Below are 17,890 nucleotides of genomic sequence, written 5' to 3'. Positions count from 1 at the left end.
AGCGCTGCCGCCCCGCCCCCGTGATGCAGGGGGCGGGGCACTCGGCTGTCCCCTCCCGGCTTCACGGGAGGACGCGGTAATGGGTGGTCAGGCGGTGGTCGTCGTCGAGGACGTGGAAGGCGAGGCCGGGCGGCTGCGCGCGGTCGGCGGGCTGGTCGCTCTCCCAGGGCAGGCGAAGCGTCCAGGTGATGGCGGGGCCGACGATCAGCGGGCGTCCGGCGAAGGTCGTGGCGGCCGCGGTGTGGGCGTGGCCGGTGAGGACGGCGGCGATGCGCGGGTGCGCATCGAGGAGCGCGGCGAGCTGCTCGGGCTGCTGGAGGCTGTGGGCGTCGGGCAGCGGGTGGTGGAGTGCGACGGGCGGCTGGTGGAAGGCGATCAGCGCGGGGGTGCCGTCGGGCAGCGCGGCAAGGGTGGAGTCGATCCAGGCGAGTGTCTCCGCGTCGAGGCGCCCCTCGTCGCGGCCGGGAATGGTGGAGTCGCACATCAGGACGGCGGTGCCGGCGATGTGGTGCACCTGGTTGATGGGGCCGTCGTCGGGTGTCTCGCCGAGCAGGGCCTTGCGGTAGGCGGCGCGCGCGTCGTGGTTGCCGGGGCAGGTGAGGACGGGGAAGGGTGCGGCCAGGATCCGGGCCGCCTCCTCGTACTCGGCCTCGTCGCCGTGGTCGGCGATGTCCCCGGTGACCAGGAGGGCGTCGACCGGGCGGGGCAGGGCGCGCAGGTGGTCCATGACGTGTGTGGCGCGCCGGGTCGCCCTTTCGCTGCCGTCCAGGTGCAGGTCGCTGATGTGGGCAAGCAACGCTGTCATCGCTCTGTCGCCTCCAGTCGGCGGATGCCCGCCGCAATGTCTAACGGAAGTTAACGTATTTACCGTTAGGGAGATTAGGGTGTGCGGGGGATGTGATCAAGTGGTTGAGAGCGGATCTCGGTGCGGGCATGGGGAGAAGGAGACAGACGGGTGGAGCGTTGGCTGGCACTGGAGTTGGCGAGCACGGTCCGCCATGACGGGGACGGCGGCGTCGCCGACGACCTGGCCACGGTCGAGGACGTCACCCGCTGGATCCGCGGGCAGGAGGACCTGCTGCCCGTCCATGTCCGGGCGGGGCACCTCATGGCGGACGACCGCCTCAGGCAGGGGATCGTCGAACTGAGGGGAGCGGTGCGGGCGTTGTTCGCGCGGGCGGTGAGCCCGGCGCCGCCCAGCCCGGCGGACGCCCGTCACCTGATGCCCGCTGACGCGGCGCTGGACCATCTCAACAAGGTCGCCGCACGGGAACTGGTGGCCCCGCAGCTGGAGTGGCCCCGAGACGGGGCCCCCACCGCACGGCTCCTGACGGAGCAGCCTGACCCGCACACCGCCGTCTTGGCGACCCTGGCCCGCGCCGCGGTCGACTTTCTGAGCGGCCCGCAGCGCGAGCAGCTGCGCGCCTGTACGGCGCCTCGGTGCGTGCGCTATTTCGTCAAGAGTCACGGCCGGCAGGAGTGGTGCAAGGCCTCCTGCGGCAACCGCGCCCGCGCGGCCCGCCACTACAGGCGCCACCACGTGACACCGGGCGATCAAGCTCGCTAGGCACCGAAGTCCCAGGCGCCGACATCGCGGTAGTGGATGGGTCCGGGCCCGCGGCCGATGTTGCTGGCGACCAGGTGCAGACGGGCGGCCTCCCACTTGCGGCCGCTGAACCCGGCGAGCCCGGCGGCGGCTTCCACCGCGCAGGACGGGGTGTCGCGCCGGGCGCGGGCCAGGGTCAGATGCGGGCGGAACGGCCGATCGGCATGAGTGAGGCCGCAGTCGTCGACAACGGCACGCACCTCGGTGGCGAGCTGATGCAACTCATCGAGGTCGCCGTCGATCCCGCTCCACAGCACACGCTCGTCGAAGTGCCCGCCACCGCGCAGCGCCAGGGTGAGAGGGCTGCGGGCGGCCGCGATGCGCGCGAGCGGCGTACGCAGGAGGGCAACCGCCGAGGCGGGAACCTCACCGAGGAACGCCAGAGTGATGTGCCAGTCCTCGATGCGGTTCCACCGCATCCGTGGATGCGCGCGGTAGGCGGGTTCGAGTACCCGGGCCAGTTCCTGTTTCGCGTCGTCGGGCGGGGCGAGGGCGATGAACACCCGAACGGTCGCGGGCTGAATCTGTTCGTTCACAGAAGACTTCGTACCGCATGAGGGCCGCCTACCGGCTGCTGCCCCCTGCCCCTGGTCGCGGGCCACCGAGAGACGCTTGATGCCCCAGGAGCCCGGCCGCACCGAGTTCTGCGTATCTCTCGTCCGGGACGTGCCGCCCGCGGGCAGGCTCTGCTACGCAGGAACAGGCCCCGTGCGAGGGCGCAGCCGGTGCCCCGCGGTGTGCCAGGGGGGAATCATGGCCGGTTCCGTACGTCGTGAAGGACCGCGGGTACCCGAAATCGATCCCAGGGTGGGGGTCGACATCAGTACGAAGTGGGCGGGGGATCCGCGGCACCGGCTGGTCGCGGTGGGGGATTCGCTGACGCAGGGATTCCAGAGCGCGGCCATCTTCAACACCCCGCTGTCGTACCCGGCGATCGTCGCCCACGAGCTGGGATGCCTGCCGGACTTCCGCCATCCCCTGTACGGGGGCTTCGGCGGGCTGCCCTTCAACCTCGAGCTCTTCCTGCGTGACCTGGAGTCCCGCTACGGGCGGTCCGTGGACTGGTGGGAGGCGCCGCTGGCCTTGTTCCGGGCCCGCAGTGTGATGGACCGCGTGGAGGACTACTGGGAGCGCGGGCCGGGCCGAACCGTGCCCTCGACCACGGCGATCATGCACAACCTCGCCGTGTTCGGCTGGGACCTGCGCGATGCGCTGTCGAAGTCGGCGGACGAGTGCCGCAAGCGGATCGATGTGCCCAAGGACAACGTGGTGAATCAGGTGGTGCAGAACGCCGGTGAGCGGGCGGCGCTGCGGGTGCTGCCCACCCGGCCTCAGGCGGCGGGGGCCCTGACGCAGTTGAGCGCGGCGGCCGAGCTGGGCAAGGACATCGAGGGAACCGGGGCGAAGCACGGTATCGAGACGCTGATCGTGTTCCTGGGCGCGAACAACGCGCTGCGCGCGGTGACCGAACTGAGGGTGGTGTGGAGTGAGGACTCCGGCTTCGACAGCTTGGACGACAAGCGGCGCTTCACGGTCTGGCAGCCCAAGCACTTCACGTCCGAACTGCGCAAAGTGGCCGCGGAAGTAGCCGCCATCAAGGCGCGTCACGTCATCTGGTGCACGGTTCCGCACGTGACGATCGCGCCGATCGCGCGCGGGGTGGCGAGCAAGGTGCAGCCCGGCTCGCGGTACTACCCCTACTACACCCGTCCGTGGATCAAGGACAGGGACTTCGACGCCGGCCGGGATCCGAAGATCACTGCGGACGAGGCGCGGCAGGTGGACGAGGCGATCGACGAGTACAACGACGCGATCACCGCGACGGTCCGCGCTGCCCGGAAGAACGGGAAGGACTGGTATCTGCTGGAGACCTGCGGCCTGATGGACCGCCTGGCATCGCGCCGCTACGCCGAGGACCCGCAGGCGCGTCCGGACTGGTGGCAGCCGTATCCGCTGCCATCGGCGCTGCAGGCTCTGTCGCCGCCACCGAACTCCCACTTCCTCGCCGGCGACGGCGAACGGCGCACCGACGGCGGCCTGTTCTCGCTCGACGGCGTGCACCCCACGACCGTCGGGTACGGGATTCTCGCGCAGGAGGTGATCAATGTGATGCGGTTGGCGGGAGTCCGGTTCTTCCGCCCGGACGGCGGCACCCTCCGCCAGGACCCGGTGCTCGTCGACTTCGACCGGCTCATCCGCCACGACACACTGGTCAACCGGCCGCCGGGAAATCTGGGTTCGTCCCTGAAGGCCCTTGGCTGGGCCGATGAGGCATTGGACCTGTTCCGGCGGGTGTTCTCCCTTCTCTGACGGCGGCACCAGTACTCCCGGTGAGCAAGAGCGCCCCGGGAATCCTGCTCCGGGTGATAGGGCGGCGCACGTGCTGTTCGCCTAGGCTCACGCGCGCAGAGCTCGGCCTAGCCCGTCGCCCTTTCTCGAACGGAGCCGCCATGGAGTATCCGGACCTCTCCGCACTGCCCGTGGAACTACAGGAGGTTGTGACGTCCCACGGCTCGCTCAACGTCTTCCGGATGATCATGCACTCACCGAACCTCGCACCGGGCGTGCTCAGGCTCGGCGACGCGATTCTGCAGCGGAACTCGCTGCCGGACACCTTGCGCGAACTCGCGATCGTGCGGGTCGGTCGTGCCTACGGAGCGGCCTACGAGGTCCACCACCACGAGAAGGCCGCGCGTCTGGTCGGGCTGGGCGAAGAGGCGCTGGCCGCCGCCGAGACCGGTGCGCCAGAAAAGCTCTCCGGCCCCGAAGCCGCGGTGCTGGCCGCCACGGACCAGCTGCTGGCACGGCACACCCTCGATGAGGCCGCACGGGAGGCGCTGCTGGCGTTCCTGACGGTGAACCAGCTCGCCGACCTTGTCGTCACCGTGGGCTTCTACCAGCTCATCTGCGATTTCCTCAACACCTTCGAGGTGGGTGTCGAGGGCCGGACCCCGTCGTCCGACCGAGACGGGCCCCCGGCCGGAGGCCGGGGGCCCGTCTAGACGGCCTTGCGGAGGCCGGGGGAGGAACCTGTCACCGCCCCTGGTGGTGCCGGCGTCACAGGTGGCGTGGCGGATTGTTGCGAATGGCCGAGCGTCGGGCCCACAGCGCGCAGGCGAGCAGAATCAGACCGGCGAAACAGTAGACCCATGCGTTGGTGCTGCCCCTGGCCACGCCGATCGCCCAGGCCAGAGTCCAGACGGCGAGGAGGACGCACAGGGCGGTCCAGGCCACCGTCCACATCCCGTTGCGCGCCGCGAGACGGTGCGGGGTACCTCGTTCCATCTCGCCGATGTCGGGCGAGCCGCCATGCTCATCACGGATTGTCATACTTCGCCGAATGCCCCCGCCTCGGTGAGCCAATCACCTTTTGTGGCCCACGCGGCAGAGGGAGGCCGTGAGCACGCTGGTCAACCCGTCGCCCGCGCCACGTCATTGCCCGCGCTTACGGCCTCGCGTGGAGTCGTTCCGGCCCCCACGGGGATGCCACAACCGCAGCCATACGTCGCGTGCGTGGCGCCCCGCCTCCGTGCGGCTGCGCGCCACCATCTCGCGGGCCTCGTCGTGCGTCTCGACCATGGGGCCTGAGCCACGCAGTGGTCGGCCCGCTGTCTCGTGCAGGAAGAACGTCGAGACCAGGCCGATGACTCCGGCCACCATCAAGTAGAAGGCCGGCACCAGGGTGTTGCCGGTCCTGTCGACCAGGAAGGAGGCGAGCAGCGGGGTGGTGCCGCCGAAGAGGGAGACGGAGATGTTGTAGGCGATCGACAGGGCGCCGTAGCGCAGACGGGTGGGGAACAGGGCCGGCAGCGTCGCCGCGGCCGTGCCGGCGAAGCAGACAAGCAGCAGACCGAGGATGGCGCAGCCGAACGCGGGCAGCAGGATGCCGCCCTCCCGGATCAGCAGGAACGCGGGGATGGCGAGTGCGATCAGCGCGATGCTGCCGCCCATGAACATCGGGCGTCTGCCCCACCGGTCGGAGCTGCGCCCCACGGTGGTGATGGCGAGAGCGACAAGGAGCATGGTGCCGAGCACCAGCAACTGGGCGGTCGTGTCGCTCTCGCCCAACGTCACGGTCATGAAGGTGGGCAGATACGACGTCACCATGTAGTTCGTGACGTTGTAGAGCAGCACAAGACCCATGCAGATCAGCACCGCCTGCCAGTGGCGGGTGAAGATCTCCTTGAGGCGCCCCTTGCCGGACTGGCGGGCCTGCTCGACGGGGTCGTCCTCACCGCTCTCGGGACCTGCCTCTCGCTCCGCGGCGACGGAGGCGGCTTCCTGCTGGAAGGCGGGTGTCTCCTCCAGCTTCAGCCGCATGTACAGGCCGATGAGCCCGAGCGGTCCCGCGATGAAGAAGGGGATGCGCCAGCCCCAGCTCTCCAGGCCGTCCGATCCGAGGGTGAGCGTAAGGACCGTCACCAGGCCAGAGCCCAGGGAGTAGCCCACGAAGGTCCCGAAGTCGAGCCAGCTGCCCAGGAAGCCGCGGCGCTGGTCGGGGGCGTACTCGGCGATGTAGGTGGTGGCACCGGCGTACTCGCCGCCCGTGGAGAAGCCCTGGACCAGTCGGCACACGAGCAGCAGCAGCGGGGCCGCGAAGCCGATCGAGGCGTATGAGGGCAGCAGGCCGACGGCGAACGTGCTCGCGGCCATCATGATCATTGTGGCTGCGAGCACCTTCTGCCGGCCGATCCGGTCACCCAACGGCCCGAATACGAGACCGCCCAAAGGGCGTACGAGAAAGGCGGCGGCGAAGGTGGCGAAGGTGGCGACGACCTGCGCCCCGGGCGAACTCGACGGAAAGAAGACTTTGCCGATCGTGCCCGCCAAATAGGCGTAGACGCCGAAGTCGAACCACTCCATGGTGTTGCCGAGTGCGGCAGCCGTCACCGCGCGCCGTACTTTCGGGCGATCCGAGACCATGACGTCCTCGGCGCTGAGCGCCTTCTTGCGGCGACGCAGCAGCGTACGCGCCATACGGTCGGTCGCCGACCGCGATGTGCGTGTCGATTCCGTCTCAGGCCCCCGGGGTCCAGGGGGCCTTCTGTGCGGAAGGCCTTTCACCATGGAGCTTTTCTCCTCTTGCCTGAGAAAAAGCTGTGTCGCCGCAAAATTAGGCTGATCAAGAGAGACCGGCAAATTGTCCGCCTGCCGGTTCGGCGGGAATCAGGCCGAGGTGGCGGCCTTGGCCTGGAGGGCCTCGCCCATGTTCTCCTCGCGCCAGCGGCGCAGAAGTTCGTGGAAGGCGACGGCTCCGTGCGGATAGGCCGTCGGACCGTTCGGGCGGCCGCGGCCCTCGCCGTTGTAGTAGCCGGGGGTGCATTCGGCGTGGAACCACGCGTGGTCGGGGGCACCCTGCCCGCAGACATCGACCCAGGCGTCCTCGGCCTCGGGGGTGGGCTCCACGACGGCGCCCTTCTCCTCCGCGGCGGCGACCAGGGCGGCGGCGTGCACGGCCTGCTCGTCCAGGATGTGCGTGTAGTTCACGCTGCTGGCGTTCTGCAGTGAGCCCATCCGGATCAGATTCGGGAATCCGTTGCTGGTGAAGCCGTGCAGGGTGCGCGGACCCCGTTGCCTCAGCGTGTCCAGGAGCTGGATGCCGTCGCGGCCGGTCACGGGCAGCTTCCCGGAGGTGATGCCCGAGAGGCCCACGGAGAATCCGGTGGCGAACACCAGGCAGTCGACCTCGTACTCCACCCCGCCCACGACGACGCCGCGCTCGGTCATGCGCTCGATGCCATGGGTGTCGGCCGTGTCCACCAGGGTGACGTTGTCGCGATTGAACGCGGGCAGGTACTTGTCGGAGAACGTGGGGCGCTTGCACGCGTACCGGTACCAGGGTCTGAGGGCGGCGGCGGTGGCCCGGTCGGTGACTTCGGCGGCCACGCGGGCGCGGATCGTGTTCATCGTCGCGTGGTCGGCGGCCTCGTAGGCGGTCTCGAAGTCCGGCTCGCCGTGGCGGCGGAAGCTGGGCAGGAGCTTCTCAAGGAGGCCGGCCGACTCGGTCCAGCGATCCGCGACCAGATCCTGCTCGGCGTACTCGCCGGAGCAGATCCGCAGGAAGTTCTCGCGGCGCTCGGCGGCCCAGCCCGGCCGGTCCGCCCCGACCTGCTGCGCCGTCATGCGCTGCTGGCCCCGCACGTCCACGGCCGAGGGCGTTCGCTGGAAGACGTACAGATGGCCGGCGTCCTCGGCCAGCATCGGGATGACCTGCACACCGGTGGCGCCGGTGCCGACGACGCCGACCCGCTTGCCCGCCAGGCCCTTCATGCCGCCCTCGGGGCTGCCGCCGGTGTAGTCGTAGTCCCAGCGCGAGGTGTGGAAGGTGTGGCCCCGGTAGTCCTCGATGCCGGGGATGCCGGGCAGTTTGGGCTCGGAGAGCGTGCCGGTGGCGGTGATGACGTAGGTGGCCCGGAACTCGTCGCCCCTGTCAGTGCTGACCAGCCACTGCTCGGCCGTCCGGTCCCAGGTCAGGGAGGTGGCGGCAGTGGAGAACAGGGCGTGCTCGTACAGGCCGAACTGCTCGGCGATGCGCACCGCGTGCCTGCGGATCTCCTCGCCCGGGGCGTACTTCCACTCGGGCACGTATCCGGTCTCGTCGAGCAGCGGCAGATAGACGTGCGACTCGATGTCGCAGTGGATGCCGGGGTAGCGGTTCCAGTACCACGTGCCGCCGAAGTCACCGCCCTTCTCGATGACACGCACCTTCGTGACTCCCTGGCCGCGCAGACGCGCGCCCGCCAGGATCCCGCCGAACCCGCCACCGACGATCGCGACGTCCACCACGTCGTGCAGCGGCTCGCGCTCCGCCGTCCCGCCGGAGTACGGGTCGGCGGCGAAGTAGCCGAACTCCGCCTCGGTGGACCGGTACTGGCCCGCGCCTTCGGGGCGCACACGGCGTTCCCGCTCGATGCGGTAGCGCTCGCGCAGGGCGACGATCTCCTGAGGGGTGGGCTGGGCGGAGTGCTGCGGCAGGGGCATGGTGCGAGGCCTCTCGTGGGGGAGTGGTTCGGGCACGTGGGGGAGGCGCGTCGGGTTCCGAACAGGCTTGGTCAGTGCCCTCGTTGGAGCGTCCCGCGCGGCCACAGGTACCGTAACCCAGGAACCGGACAGTGTTGTCCGGTTGGGGTCGGTCACCCCGCGTCCCGCCCGAGCGCCACGACATGAAAGGCCCTGCGATGCCGAACGTCACCCCCGCCTCCCCACTGCGCGACTGGCTGGCGGAACCCACCGCCGGACAGGTGCTGCGTGGCCTGCTTGCCTCCCAGGGGCAGAGCGAGGAGGCCCTTGCCCCTGCCCTCGGCCTGCCGCTCGAGCAGCTCGTGAAGATGTCCGGCGGGAAGTTCCCGCCGGAGCTCGTCGACGTGCTGGTCACCGCGGCCGAGACCGGGCAGATCCTCGACGGCGTGCCGACCGCGGCACCGGGCCCGTCACCGACCGGTGCCGCTGTCCCTGCCGTGGTGCCTGATCCGGGCGTCGAGATCGGCACCCCCGAGCCGTGGACCGAGCAGGTCACGCCCGGCCGCTTCGATGGCCGCAGCGTCGTCGTCACCGGCGCCGCCTCCGGCATCGGCAGGGCTGTCGCGTCCCGCATCGTGCGCGAGGGCGGACGCGTCATCGCCGTCGACATCTCCGCCGCCGGCCTCGCGGCCCTGGCCGCCGACCTGGGCGAGGAACTCGTGCCCGTCACCGCGGACATCACCGCTCCCGCCTCCGCCGACGCGGTCCTGGCCGCCGCGGGCGGGCGCGTGGACGCCCTGGCCAATGTCGCGGGCGTGATGGACGACCACGCCGCCGTGCACGAAGTCGACGACACGATCTGGGAGCGCGTCATGCGCATCAACGTCGACGGCCCGATGCGTCTGATGCGCGCCGTCGTGCCCGGCATGCTCGCCGCGGGCGGCGGCCGGATCGTCAACGTCGTCTCCGAGGCCGCCCTGCGCGGCTCGGCGGCAGGCGCCGCCTACACGACCTCCAAGCACGCCCTGGTCGGCCTGACACTGTCGTCGGCCTACCAGTACGCGGGAACAGGCGTGCAGATCAACGCCGTTGCCCCCGGCGCGGTCGCCACCGGCATCCCGATGCCGGCCGCCGCTCCCTACGGCTCGGCCCGTACGGCCAAGATGCGCGTGGCGATCCCGAGCCTGGCCATGGCCGAGGAACTGGCCGCCTCGATCACCTTCCTGCTCAGCAGGGACGCGGTGAACATCAACGGCGCGATCCTGCCCTCCGACGGCGGCTGGTCGGCCGCCTGACACCTGTCCGGCCGGGGCCTCGCCCCCCCCACGCATCGGCGCCGCAGCCGGCCGCACGCCTCCTGCACACCACCACGTCCGGCCCGCCCGGACGCGCGGAAGGAGCACCTCCACCACATGACAGCCCACCGCACACCCCACCCCCACATCCACCCCCACATCCACCCCCACATCCATCCCCGCCCCCGTCCCCACCTCCGCGCAGCCCTGGCGGTCCTGGCCGCAGGCGGCCTGCTGGCCCTGACCGGATGCGGCACCCAGACCGCCACCACCGCCGCATCGGCCTCGCGCCCCGAGCCGTCCGGCGAAGGCCGCACGATCCGCGCCACCCAGATCGCGCACGTGACCGACCCTCACGAGGCCACCGGCAGAACTCTGCTGGAGGGCCCGGTCCTGGACGAGGACGGCGACCTGTACGTCGTGGACGTCACCGCACCCGCCGGTGAGCCCAAGGTCCTCTCCGTCGACCTGGCCACCGGAAAGAGCGAGGGCGTCTACACCGACAAGACAGGCGCCTACACCTCCGCGCAGATCAGCCCGCACGACGGCCGCCTCTACCTCACCGACTACACCGGGTCGATCGTCAGCATCGAGCCGGACGGCTCGGACCCGCGTACGTTCTTCTCCGGCGAGGTCGACGGCTCCGCCACGAACCTCGACGACATCGCCTTCGACGACGAGGGCAACCTCTACGTCAGCGACCTGCACGGCATGAAGCCCGGCGAGGCCACGGGCCGCATCGTGCGCATCGACCGCGACGGCGAGAGGGCCACCGTCCTGGCCGACGGCCTCGCCCACCCCAACGGCGTCATGTTCGACCCGAAGCTGCACGGCTTGTGGATCAGCGAACTCGCCGAGAACACCGTCTCCTACCTCCTGCTCGACGCCGACAAAACCGCCGTGACCTCCCAGCACGAGGCCATCCACGTCGATGCCGGGGTGGCCCAGACCGACTCCATCGCGGTGGACGCCGACGGCAACCTCTACCAGGCACTGCACGGCCGGCCTGCCATGGCCGTCTACAGCCCGAACGGAGAACGGCTGGCCACCGTCGAGATCCCGGCCAAGGCCGCCAAGGGCCTGGAGTCGGCCACCAACGTCGCCATCACGCAGGGCGGCAAGAAGGCGTACATGACCGTCAGCGGTCCCGACGGCGGGTACGTCTTCCGGTTCACCGCGCTCGCCGGGGGCATCCGCCAGTCCAACGGCGGCTGACGGTCACTCGTCGACGGCGGTCTCGACGGGCCGCAGCGGTCCCACCTCGACGCCGAGCAGGCCCCAGGCGGCCAGAGCGCGACGTTCCCGTTCCTCCGGGGTGGGGCCGGTGACAGCCCCGGAGACCATCGCGACGGCGAGCATGACGTCGTCGGCGGTCAGCCGATGGCCGGCGGGCAGGCACCGGGACAGGACGCCGTGGACGCGCCCGGCCAGCGCCCGGGCCTGCTCGCCGTCGCCCCGCGCACCCCGTATGCGCAACAGGTCGACGAACGCCGTCGAGCGGGTCAGATGCCAGGTGACCACGCCAAGGACGCTCGCGAGGTCGGCTTCGGGTTCGGCGGCAGCCAGCTCGATCTGCTGGACGTTCTCGTCCAGGACGGCGGAGGCCAGCGCGATCCGGTCGGCGAAGTGCCGGTAGAGGCTGCCCTGCCCCACCCCTGCACGCCGGGCGACGGCCGAGAGGGGCGCGTCCAGCCCCTGCTCGGCGAACACCTCACGGGCGGCCGCGATGAGCGCGGCACGGTTGCGGGCCGCGACCCGCGGCCCTTGATTGGCCGGCCGCGGGCCCTGGCGCTCGGGGGGTTTTGTCACGCTGGAAGGGTAGTACGCCCACTCTGCGCGGTGATCGCCCAGCGCTCGTGGTCCCTCCACTCGCCGTTGATGAACTGGAAGGCGGTGGAGAATCCCTCGCGCTGGAACCCCAGGCGTTCGACGAGGCTGAGCGAGGCGGTGTTGTCCGGCTGGATGTTCGCTTCCAACCGGTGCAGTTCCAGCCGTTCGAAGGCGAACTCGACGACGATCCCAAGGCCTTCCGTCATGTAGCCGCGGCCGGTGGTGGAGGCGTAGGAGGTATACCCGAGGGCTCCGCTCTGGAGGCTGCCCCCGACGATGTTGTTGATGTTGACGCCTCCCACGATCGCGCCGGTGTCGTGACGGCAGATCACGAAGCCCTCGTGCGTGGGCTGCTCGAACCGCTCAAGGGACAGTTCGAATGCCTCGGCCGTCAGCTCGCCGACGCCCAGCCAGCGGTGGAGCATCTCGGCGCTCTCCCGGCGCAGCGCGGAGAGCTCCTCGTAGTCCTGACGGCGGATGCGGCGTATGGCCACGCGCGGGCCCTGCCTGAGGTATCTGGTGGCTGCCATCCGGAGAGGGTAGAGCCGGGTGTCCGGATCAGCCGACACACGGCCGTAGTCCCCCTGTCGTAATCCGCCTGCATGGTTGATCGTTGGGCCGTCGGAATCAGCCGTACGCCGAACAGGGGGACGATCAATGACCATCAGCCGCAGAGGACTGCTCGGGGCGAGCGCGGCGTTGGGGCTGCTGAGCGCATGTGGTTCCAACACGGGGCGGGACGACGGTGGTTCGGGGGGCGGGCCGAAGCTTTCGCAGTGGTACCACCAGTACGGCGAGCAGGGCACCGAGCAGGCCGTGAAGAAGTACGCCGCCGATTACAAGAAGGCGAATGTCACCGTCCAGTGGCGGCCGGGCAACTACGACGAACAGACCGCGGCCGCGCTCCTCACCGAATCCGGCCCCGACGTCTTCGAGGCCAACGGACCCACCCTCGACCAGATCCAGGGCAAGCAGGTCGCCGACCTCACCGAGCTGTTCGACGGCGTCAAGGACGACTTCAATCCGGCCGTCCTCGCCCCGAAGACGTACGACGGCAGGATCTGGGGCATCCCGCAGGTCATCGACATGCAGATGCTCTACTACCGCAAGAGCCTGCTCGCCGACGCCGGTGTCCAGCCGCCCCAGACACTGGACGAGCTCGTGGACGCCGCGAAGAAGCTCACCACGAAGAAGACGAAGGGCCTGTTCCTGGGCAACGACGGCGGCGCCGGCGTCCTGGGCGGCACGCCCCTGCACGCGGCCGGCCTCGAACTCGTCACCGCCGAAGGAAAGGTCGGCTTCGACGACCCGGCGGCCGCCCGCGCCCTCGGCAAGATCCACCAGTTGTACGCCGACAAGTCACTGCTCCTGGGGGCGCCCGCCGACTGGTCGGACCCGTCGGCGTTCGTCCAGGGGCTGACCGCCATGCAGTGGTCGGGCCTGTGGGCGCTGCCCACCGTGCAGAAGGAACTCGGCGACGACTTCGGTGTCCTGCCGTTCCCGAAGGACGGCAGCGCGGGCAAGCCCTCGGTGCCGGTCGGGGCGTATGCCGCCGCGGTCAGCACCCGCAGCAGGCACCAGCAGGCCGGCAAGGACTTCCTCAAGTGGCTGTGGATCGACAGCACCGAACACCAGGAGGACTTCGCCCTCGCGTACGGGTTCCACATCCCTGCCCGCATCTCCCTGGCGAAGAAGGCCGACAAGCTCAGGAAGGGCGCGGCTGCCGACGCCGTCCGCTACACCACGGAGTACGGCCACGCCGAACCCCTCCTGTGGACCCCGGCCAGCAGAAGCGCCTACCAGGACGCCCTGAGCCGCATCATCAAGGACGGCGCGAGCCCCGACGACGAGCTCAAGAAGGTCGTGCGCAAGGTGTCCGCCGAGCTCGGCCGGGTGAAGAAGACGTCGTGACGACAGCAGCCCGTGGCGACCAACAGGCAACCGGGCGAAGGAAGGTGTGGGGGCACCAGAACCGCACCCTCTGGTTCTGGGTGTTCGTCGGTCCCTTCCTGCTCGGCCTGGGCATCTTCACGTACATCCCGCTCGGCTGGAGCGTCTACCTCAGCTTCTTCGACGCCCACAACACCGTCACCCCGAGCGACTTCGTCGGCTTCGGCAATTACACGGCGATGCTGCAGAACGAGGCGTTCACCGACAGCCTGTGGACCTTCCTCGTCTTCTCGCTCTTCATCGTGCCCGCGACCTATGCGCTCTCCCTCGCGCTCGCCCTCATGGTCCACCGCCAGCGCCGCGCCCAGGCGTTCTTCCGCTCGGTCTTCTTCCTGCCCGCGGCCTGCTCCTACGTGGTGGCCGCGCTGATCTGGAAGATGTCCATCTTCAACGGGGTGCGGTTCGGGCTCGCCAACACCGTCCTCGGCTGGTTCGGCGGCGACCAGATCGCCTGGCTTTCGACGACCGACCCGCCCTGGTACTGGGCGGTCATCGTCACCGTGCGGCTCTGGCTCCAGGCGGGCTTCTACATGGTGCTCTTCCTCGCCGGACTCCAGCGCATCAGCCCCACCCTCTACGAGGCTGCGGCCGTGGACGGGGCACGGCCCGGCTGGCAGGTCTTCCGGCACATCACCTTCCCGCAGCTGAGGGCCACATCCGTGGCGGTGGTGCTGCTCCTGGTCATCAACGCGTTCCAGGCGTTCGACGAGTTCTACAACCTGCTCTCGGACTCCCGCGGCTATCCGCCCTACGCCAGGCCCCCGCTCGTCTACCTCTACTACACGGCGCTCGGCCAGGGACAGAACCTCGGCCTCGGCAGCGCGGGCGCCGTCCTGCTCGCCCTGATCATCGCGGTGGTGACGGTGGGACAGGCGAAGTGGTTCGGCCTCGGCAGGAAGGAGGCGGAGTGAGAGACGACTCAAGGGTCAGGGCGGGCCGCGCGCTGCGGCTCTCGCTGCTGATCGCGCTCGCGCTGCTGTTCCTGATCCCCTTCTACCTCCTTGTACGCAACGGGCTCTCGGCCGAGAGCGACATCACCTCGCCCGAGTGGACCTTCTTCCCCTCCTCGCTGCGCTGGGGGAACGTCAAGGAACTCTTCGACGACACCTCCGTGCCGTTCGCGCGCTCCCTGCTCAACTCCTCCCTGATCGCGGTCGCGACGACGCTCGGCACGCTGCTGCTCGCCTCACTCGCGGGCTACGGCCTGGCCCGCATCCCCTACCGCCACGCGAACAAGGTGTTCTACGCGATCCTCGGCACGCTGATGGTCCCCGCCTCGGTCACCTTCGTGCCGTCCTTCGTCCTGGTCTCGTCGCTCGGCTGGGTGTCGACGCTGCGCGGCCTGATCGTCCCGACCCTGTTCTCCGCCTTCGCGTGCTTCGTCTTCCGGCAGTACTTCCTCGGATTTCCAAAGGAGTTGGAGGACGCGGCGCGCGTGGACGGGCTCGGATACTGGCGCACGTACTGGCGGGTGGTGGTGCCCAATTCCCGGCCGGTCTTCGCGGCGGTGGGCACGATCGTCTTCATCGGGGCGTGGAACTCGTTCCTGTGGCCACTGGTCATCGGCCAGGACAGAAACGCGTGGACGGTACAGGTGGCCCTGTCGTCGTTCACCACGTCACAGGTGATCAGACTGCACGAGCTCTTCATCGCGGCCGCCGTGTCGATCGTGCCGCTGCTCGTGGTGTTCCTGTTCTTCCAGCGGTGGATCGTGGCGGGGGTGGAGCGGTCGGGCATCGACGACTGATGGCGCCGCGTGTACGCCGGGCGCGCCGTCGTCCCGCGGGGTCTACGGGGTGGTGTGTTTGCGGGCGCGGTAGGCGGCGGCCTTGACGCGGTTGCCGCAGGCCTGCATGCCGCACCAGGTGCGGCGCGTGCCCCGGGAGCGGTCGAGGTAGAGGCGGGTGCAGGTGGGGCGGCCGCATTCCTTCAGGCAGGTGTGGGGGTCGGCGAGCAGGGTGATCGCGCGGCGGGCGATGTGGGTGAGCGCGGAGCGGAGATCTCCCGTCAGGTGGGTGCCTGCGTCGCTGAGGCGCAGGGCGGGGAGAGGCCCGGCGGCGGCGTCGTTGAGGGTGTCCAGGCTGTCCGGCGTGTAGGGGCGGCTCTGCATGAGGTCGAGGGCGAGCTGGTGGATCGCCTCGCGGAGCTGCAGTGCGCGGGGGAGGGCCGCGGGGTCGGCGGGCACGTGGTCGGGGAGTTCGTCGCAGGCCATGACCCACTGTTCGAGGTCGGCGGGGGTGGCAAGGAGGTCGCGGGGCTGGTCGCGGCGGGATTCCACGGTGGCGACGAGGTCCAGGGCGGGGTTGCCGCTGACGAAGGCGAAGTGCACGTCACCATCTTGACCGGTGACGCGCGATCGGGCAACACTTGTCACCTGTTGAACCGGTGACGCAGTGACAGCAGGGGCAGTAGTGGACGGGACTGGGAGAGCGGATGCCCGAGGCGCGCGATATCGAGGTCGTCGTCTTCGACGTCCTGGGAACGATGGTGGACGAGTCCGGTGGGCTTGGTGCGGCCATCGCCGAGGCGGTCGCCGCGTCTGGCGACGCGTCAGGAGAGACATCGGCCGAGCACTTGCTCACGGTGTGGCACGAGCATGTCGAGCGTGCGCAGCGGCGCATCGGAGAGGGGGACCGGGCCTATGCCAACAGCGAGGTCATCGACCGCGAGGCGGCTCAGCGGGTGGCTCAGTGTGCCGGGCTCACCGACCCGGTGGCCATCGGGCGGCTGGCCGCCGCATCGCAGCGGCTCGGCCCCTGGGAGGACTCCGTCGCCGGGCTCGCACGCCTTTCGCGGCACTTTCCCGTACTGGGACTCTCGAATGCCACTCCCGGCGCTCTGCTCCGTCTGAACGCGCATGCGGGGCTGCGCTGGCATCAGGTGTTGTCCGCCGAGGACGCCCGCGCCTACAAGCCCGCTCCAGAGGTCTACGAGCTCGCGGTCGAGGCGGCGGGCTGCCCGCCCGAGCGCGTGTTGATGGTTGCCGCGCATGCCTGGGATCTGCGTGGAGCCCAGGCACTTGGCATGCGAACCGCCTACGTTCGGCGGCCGGCCGGGGATCCACCCAGGACGACCGACTCCTTCGACTGGCGGGCGCAGAGCCTGGATGAGCTGGTTGCTGCTCTGACCGCGACGTAGCGGCACAACAGAAAGCCCCGGACGCTGAAGAATCGTCCGGGGCTTTCTTCTGTGAGCGCTGGGCAGGCCTTGCACCTGCATTTCCCCGCAGGAAGCGGGGCGTCTTTCCTTGGACGACCAACGCCGGGCCCGCTGCCGGGGTTTCACCGGCTGCGGGCTCAAGATCAACCATAGCGTACGGAGCCGGTTCCTCGCGCCACACCCACGCTGACCGGGTGAGTGGCCTCGCCGTGGCCGTGGGGAGGCCACGGCGAGGTTCGAGGGCGGTGACCCGCAGGCGGCCACCGCCCTTCATCCTGGATGGGCGACTCGTCAGGCGGCGGTCCCGTCGCCCACCACACCGGAGAAGCCGAGCTTGTCGACTGCCTGGTAGTAGGTCCAGGCGGTCCCGTCGCACGTGGTCTTGGTCGCGCCGCTGTATCTCGCGCACACTCTCTTCAGGTCCTCGTAGAAGGCGCTGTCGATGCGGGCTTTGTTGGCGTTGAAGGTGCCCGCTTCCTTGTAGTTGCGGTACCCGAAGTCGTGCCGGGCGCAGGCCGTCTTGAAGGGGAAGCCGAGGGGGTTGTCGGGCGAGCTGGAGCAGTAGTCCGTGGACCAGTTGAACTGGTAGGCGCTCCAGGCCCCTTGGTTCCCGTTGGCCGACACCCAGGCGTTGTAACTGCCCGCGCTGGTCTGGGTCCACTGGCTGAGTACCTGCGCCTTGTCGGCGGGCACGGCGTGCGCGGGGGCGGCGGCTACTCCTAATCCGAGAGTGAGGGAAGCACTGCTCAGGGCGAGAGCGGTCAGTCGACGGCGCATGGGGCCTCCTGTGGGGGATGACACTTACGTCTCAACAAGCGCTTTCATGCCCACAGTTGGGGCTTCAATAAACGAGACGTTCGCGTGAACTCCCGCTGACCGGGCGGGGGTTGAGGCGGTGCCGCCGCCGGGTGCTCGGTTCTGCCGGTGGGTGGAGGGCATGGTCATCCTGTGGCGCTGAGGGAGCGCGCCGCGCCCCGGCCGCGTGTCAACGCCGGGCCCCGGGGCCGGGCGGCCGCCCGGCGACAAATCACCCCCTGTTACACACCTGTGTCGAATCGCCCTACAACGAACCTCGGGGCCACGTCGTCTA

The 17,890-nt window shown here is 69.8% G+C and carries 18 protein-coding genes; 9 read left to right on the top strand and 9 right to left on the bottom strand.

The features are described from left to right. Window positions 1–61: 61 nt before the first annotated feature. Window positions 62–805 (bottom strand): metallophosphoesterase, encoded by a 744-nt coding sequence (locus AC07AG_RS26625; protein ID WP_478758292.1) that lies wholly within the window; start codon window positions 803–805, stop codon window positions 62–64. Between the two features lie 150 nt (window positions 806–955). Here AC07AG_RS26625 and AC07AG_RS26620 point away from each other — a divergent pair, with 150 nt between their 5' ends. After that, complete coding sequence (locus AC07AG_RS26620) at window positions 956–1,567, top strand: CGNR zinc finger domain-containing protein (protein ID WP_478758290.1); 612 nt, start codon at window positions 956–958, stop codon at window positions 1,565–1,567. Here AC07AG_RS26620 and thpR read toward each other — a convergent pair. Continuing rightward, a complete protein-coding gene (gene thpR / locus AC07AG_RS26615) occupies window positions 1,564–2,142 on the bottom strand; it encodes an RNA 2',3'-cyclic phosphodiesterase (RefSeq protein ID WP_478758288.1) in 579 nt (192 codons plus the stop codon). The genes AC07AG_RS26620 and thpR overlap by 4 nt on opposite strands. A gap of 271 nt (window positions 2,143–2,413) precedes the next feature. Between thpR and AC07AG_RS26610 the strand changes: the two genes are divergently transcribed. Both AC07AG_RS26610 and AC07AG_RS26605 read left to right on the top strand, forming a co-directional pair. Beyond that, a complete protein-coding gene (locus AC07AG_RS26610; RefSeq protein ID WP_478758287.1) occupies window positions 2,414–3,916 on the top strand; it encodes an SGNH/GDSL hydrolase family protein in 1,503 nt (500 codons plus the stop codon). A 140-nt stretch (window positions 3,917–4,056) separates the two neighbouring features. Continuing rightward, window positions 4,057–4,608: a carboxymuconolactone decarboxylase family protein gene (locus tag AC07AG_RS26605; protein WP_478758286.1), complete on the top strand. Its 552-nt coding sequence runs from the start codon at window positions 4,057–4,059 to the stop codon at window positions 4,606–4,608. Between the two features lie 55 nt (window positions 4,609–4,663). On the opposite strand, the gene AC07AG_RS26600 is transcribed toward AC07AG_RS26605, so the two are convergent. The 3 genes from AC07AG_RS26600 to AC07AG_RS26590 all read right to left on the bottom strand — a co-directional run bounded on the left by AC07AG_RS26600 (window position 4,664) and on the right by AC07AG_RS26590 (window position 8,587). Beyond that, window positions 4,664–4,891, bottom strand: a complete 228-nt coding sequence (locus AC07AG_RS26600) for a hypothetical protein (protein WP_478758285.1) — start codon at window positions 4,889–4,891, stop codon at window positions 4,664–4,666. Between the two features lie 147 nt (window positions 4,892–5,038). Further along, complete coding sequence (gene proP / locus AC07AG_RS26595) at window positions 5,039–6,583, bottom strand: glycine betaine/L-proline transporter ProP (RefSeq protein ID WP_478758284.1); 1,545 nt, start codon at window positions 6,581–6,583, stop codon at window positions 5,039–5,041. Window positions 6,584–6,772: 189 nt separating this feature from the next. After that, the gene (locus AC07AG_RS26590) at window positions 6,773–8,587 is read right to left on the bottom strand and encodes a flavin-containing monooxygenase (RefSeq protein ID WP_478758282.1); all 1,815 of its coding nucleotides are present in this window, start codon (window positions 8,585–8,587) and stop codon (window positions 6,773–6,775) included. 197 nt (window positions 8,588–8,784) lie between these two features. On the opposite strand from AC07AG_RS26590, the gene AC07AG_RS26585 reads away from it, so the two are divergent. Then, window positions 8,785–9,861 (top strand): SDR family NAD(P)-dependent oxidoreductase, encoded by a 1,077-nt coding sequence (locus AC07AG_RS26585; RefSeq protein WP_478758280.1) that lies wholly within the window; start codon window positions 8,785–8,787, stop codon window positions 9,859–9,861. Window positions 9,862–9,978: 117 nt separating this feature from the next. Further along, the gene (locus AC07AG_RS26580) at window positions 9,979–11,076 is read left to right on the top strand and encodes an SMP-30/gluconolactonase/LRE family protein (RefSeq protein WP_478758278.1); all 1,098 of its coding nucleotides are present in this window, start codon (window positions 9,979–9,981) and stop codon (window positions 11,074–11,076) included. 3 nt (window positions 11,077–11,079) lie between these two features. Here AC07AG_RS26580 and AC07AG_RS26575 read toward each other — a convergent pair whose 3' ends face one another. Beyond that, complete coding sequence (locus AC07AG_RS26575; protein WP_478758277.1) at window positions 11,080–11,670, bottom strand: TetR/AcrR family transcriptional regulator; 591 nt, start codon at window positions 11,668–11,670, stop codon at window positions 11,080–11,082. After that, complete coding sequence (locus tag AC07AG_RS26570) at window positions 11,667–12,221, bottom strand: GNAT family N-acetyltransferase (RefSeq protein WP_478758275.1); 555 nt, start codon at window positions 12,219–12,221, stop codon at window positions 11,667–11,669. The genes AC07AG_RS26575 and AC07AG_RS26570 overlap by 4 nt, the downstream gene beginning before the upstream one ends. Before the next feature lie 127 nt (window positions 12,222–12,348). On the opposite strand from AC07AG_RS26570, the gene AC07AG_RS26565 reads away from it, so the two are divergent. Genes AC07AG_RS26565 through AC07AG_RS26555 form a run of 3 tightly spaced genes read left to right on the top strand, consistent with a single transcriptional unit; the run spans window position 12,349 to window position 15,388 of the window. After that, complete coding sequence (locus AC07AG_RS26565) at window positions 12,349–13,602, top strand: ABC transporter substrate-binding protein (RefSeq protein ID WP_478758273.1); 1,254 nt, start codon at window positions 12,349–12,351, stop codon at window positions 13,600–13,602. Further along, the gene (locus AC07AG_RS26560; RefSeq protein WP_478758271.1) at window positions 13,599–14,552 is read left to right on the top strand and encodes a carbohydrate ABC transporter permease; all 954 of its coding nucleotides are present in this window, start codon (window positions 13,599–13,601) and stop codon (window positions 14,550–14,552) included. The genes AC07AG_RS26565 and AC07AG_RS26560 overlap by 4 nt, the downstream gene beginning before the upstream one ends. Continuing rightward, entirely contained in the window at window positions 14,549–15,388 is an 840-nt protein-coding gene (locus AC07AG_RS26555; RefSeq protein ID WP_478758269.1) for a carbohydrate ABC transporter permease, read from the top strand. Before AC07AG_RS26560 ends, AC07AG_RS26555 begins: the two co-directional genes overlap by 4 nt. A gap of 42 nt (window positions 15,389–15,430) precedes the next feature. Here the strand turns inward: AC07AG_RS26555 and AC07AG_RS26550 are convergent, their stop codons facing one another. Beyond that, window positions 15,431–15,970 (bottom strand): CGNR zinc finger domain-containing protein, encoded by a 540-nt coding sequence (locus AC07AG_RS26550; RefSeq protein ID WP_478758267.1) that lies wholly within the window; start codon window positions 15,968–15,970, stop codon window positions 15,431–15,433. A 104-nt stretch (window positions 15,971–16,074) separates the two neighbouring features. Between AC07AG_RS26550 and AC07AG_RS26545 the strand changes: the two genes are divergently transcribed. Next, window positions 16,075–16,779 carry a haloacid dehalogenase type II gene (locus AC07AG_RS26545; protein ID WP_478758266.1) on the top strand — a complete coding sequence of 235 codons (705 nt, stop codon included), beginning with the start codon at window positions 16,075–16,077 and terminating at the stop codon, window positions 16,777–16,779. A 312-nt stretch (window positions 16,780–17,091) separates the two neighbouring features. Here AC07AG_RS26545 and AC07AG_RS26540 read toward each other — a convergent pair whose 3' ends face one another. Then, window positions 17,092–17,577: a phospholipase gene (locus AC07AG_RS26540; protein ID WP_478758265.1), complete on the bottom strand. Its 486-nt coding sequence runs from the start codon at window positions 17,575–17,577 to the stop codon at window positions 17,092–17,094. Window positions 17,578–17,890: the final 313 nt, after the last annotated feature.

This window comes from Streptomyces sp. NPDC044044 (assembly GCF_056434405.1).
This window is presented reverse-complemented; position numbering and strand designations above follow the sequence as displayed.

Excerpts from the sequence above, each read along its gene's own strand:
- AC07AG_RS26580 (WP_478758278.1), top strand. The coding sequence starts at position 9,979 with ATGACAGCCCACCGCACACCCCACCCCCACATCCACCCCCACATCCAC.
- AC07AG_RS26565 (WP_478758273.1), top strand. The coding sequence starts at position 12,349 with ATGACCATCAGCCGCAGAGGACTGCTCGGGGCGAGCGCGGCGTTGGGG.
- AC07AG_RS26605 (WP_478758286.1), top strand. The coding sequence starts at position 4,057 with ATGGAGTATCCGGACCTCTCCGCACTGCCCGTGGAACTACAGGAGGTT.
- AC07AG_RS26600 (WP_478758285.1), bottom strand. The coding sequence starts at position 4,891 with ATGGAACGAGGTACCCCGCACCGTCTCGCGGCGCGCAACGGGATGTGG.
- AC07AG_RS26540 (WP_478758265.1), bottom strand. The coding sequence starts at position 17,577 with ATGCGCCGTCGACTGACCGCTCTCGCCCTGAGCAGTGCTTCCCTCACT.
- proP (WP_478758284.1), bottom strand. The coding sequence starts at position 6,583 with ATGGCGCGTACGCTGCTGCGTCGCCGCAAGAAGGCGCTCAGCGCCGAG.
- AC07AG_RS26625 (WP_478758292.1), bottom strand. The coding sequence starts at position 805 with ATGACAGCGTTGCTTGCCCACATCAGCGACCTGCACCTGGACGGCAGC.
- AC07AG_RS26545 (WP_478758266.1), top strand. The coding sequence starts at position 16,075 with ATGCCCGAGGCGCGCGATATCGAGGTCGTCGTCTTCGACGTCCTGGGA.
- AC07AG_RS26585 (WP_478758280.1), top strand. The coding sequence starts at position 8,785 with ATGCCGAACGTCACCCCCGCCTCCCCACTGCGCGACTGGCTGGCGGAA.
- AC07AG_RS26590 (WP_478758282.1), bottom strand. The coding sequence starts at position 8,587 with ATGCCCCTGCCGCAGCACTCCGCCCAGCCCACCCCTCAGGAGATCGTC.
- AC07AG_RS26570 (WP_478758275.1), bottom strand. The coding sequence starts at position 12,221 with ATGGCAGCCACCAGATACCTCAGGCAGGGCCCGCGCGTGGCCATACGC.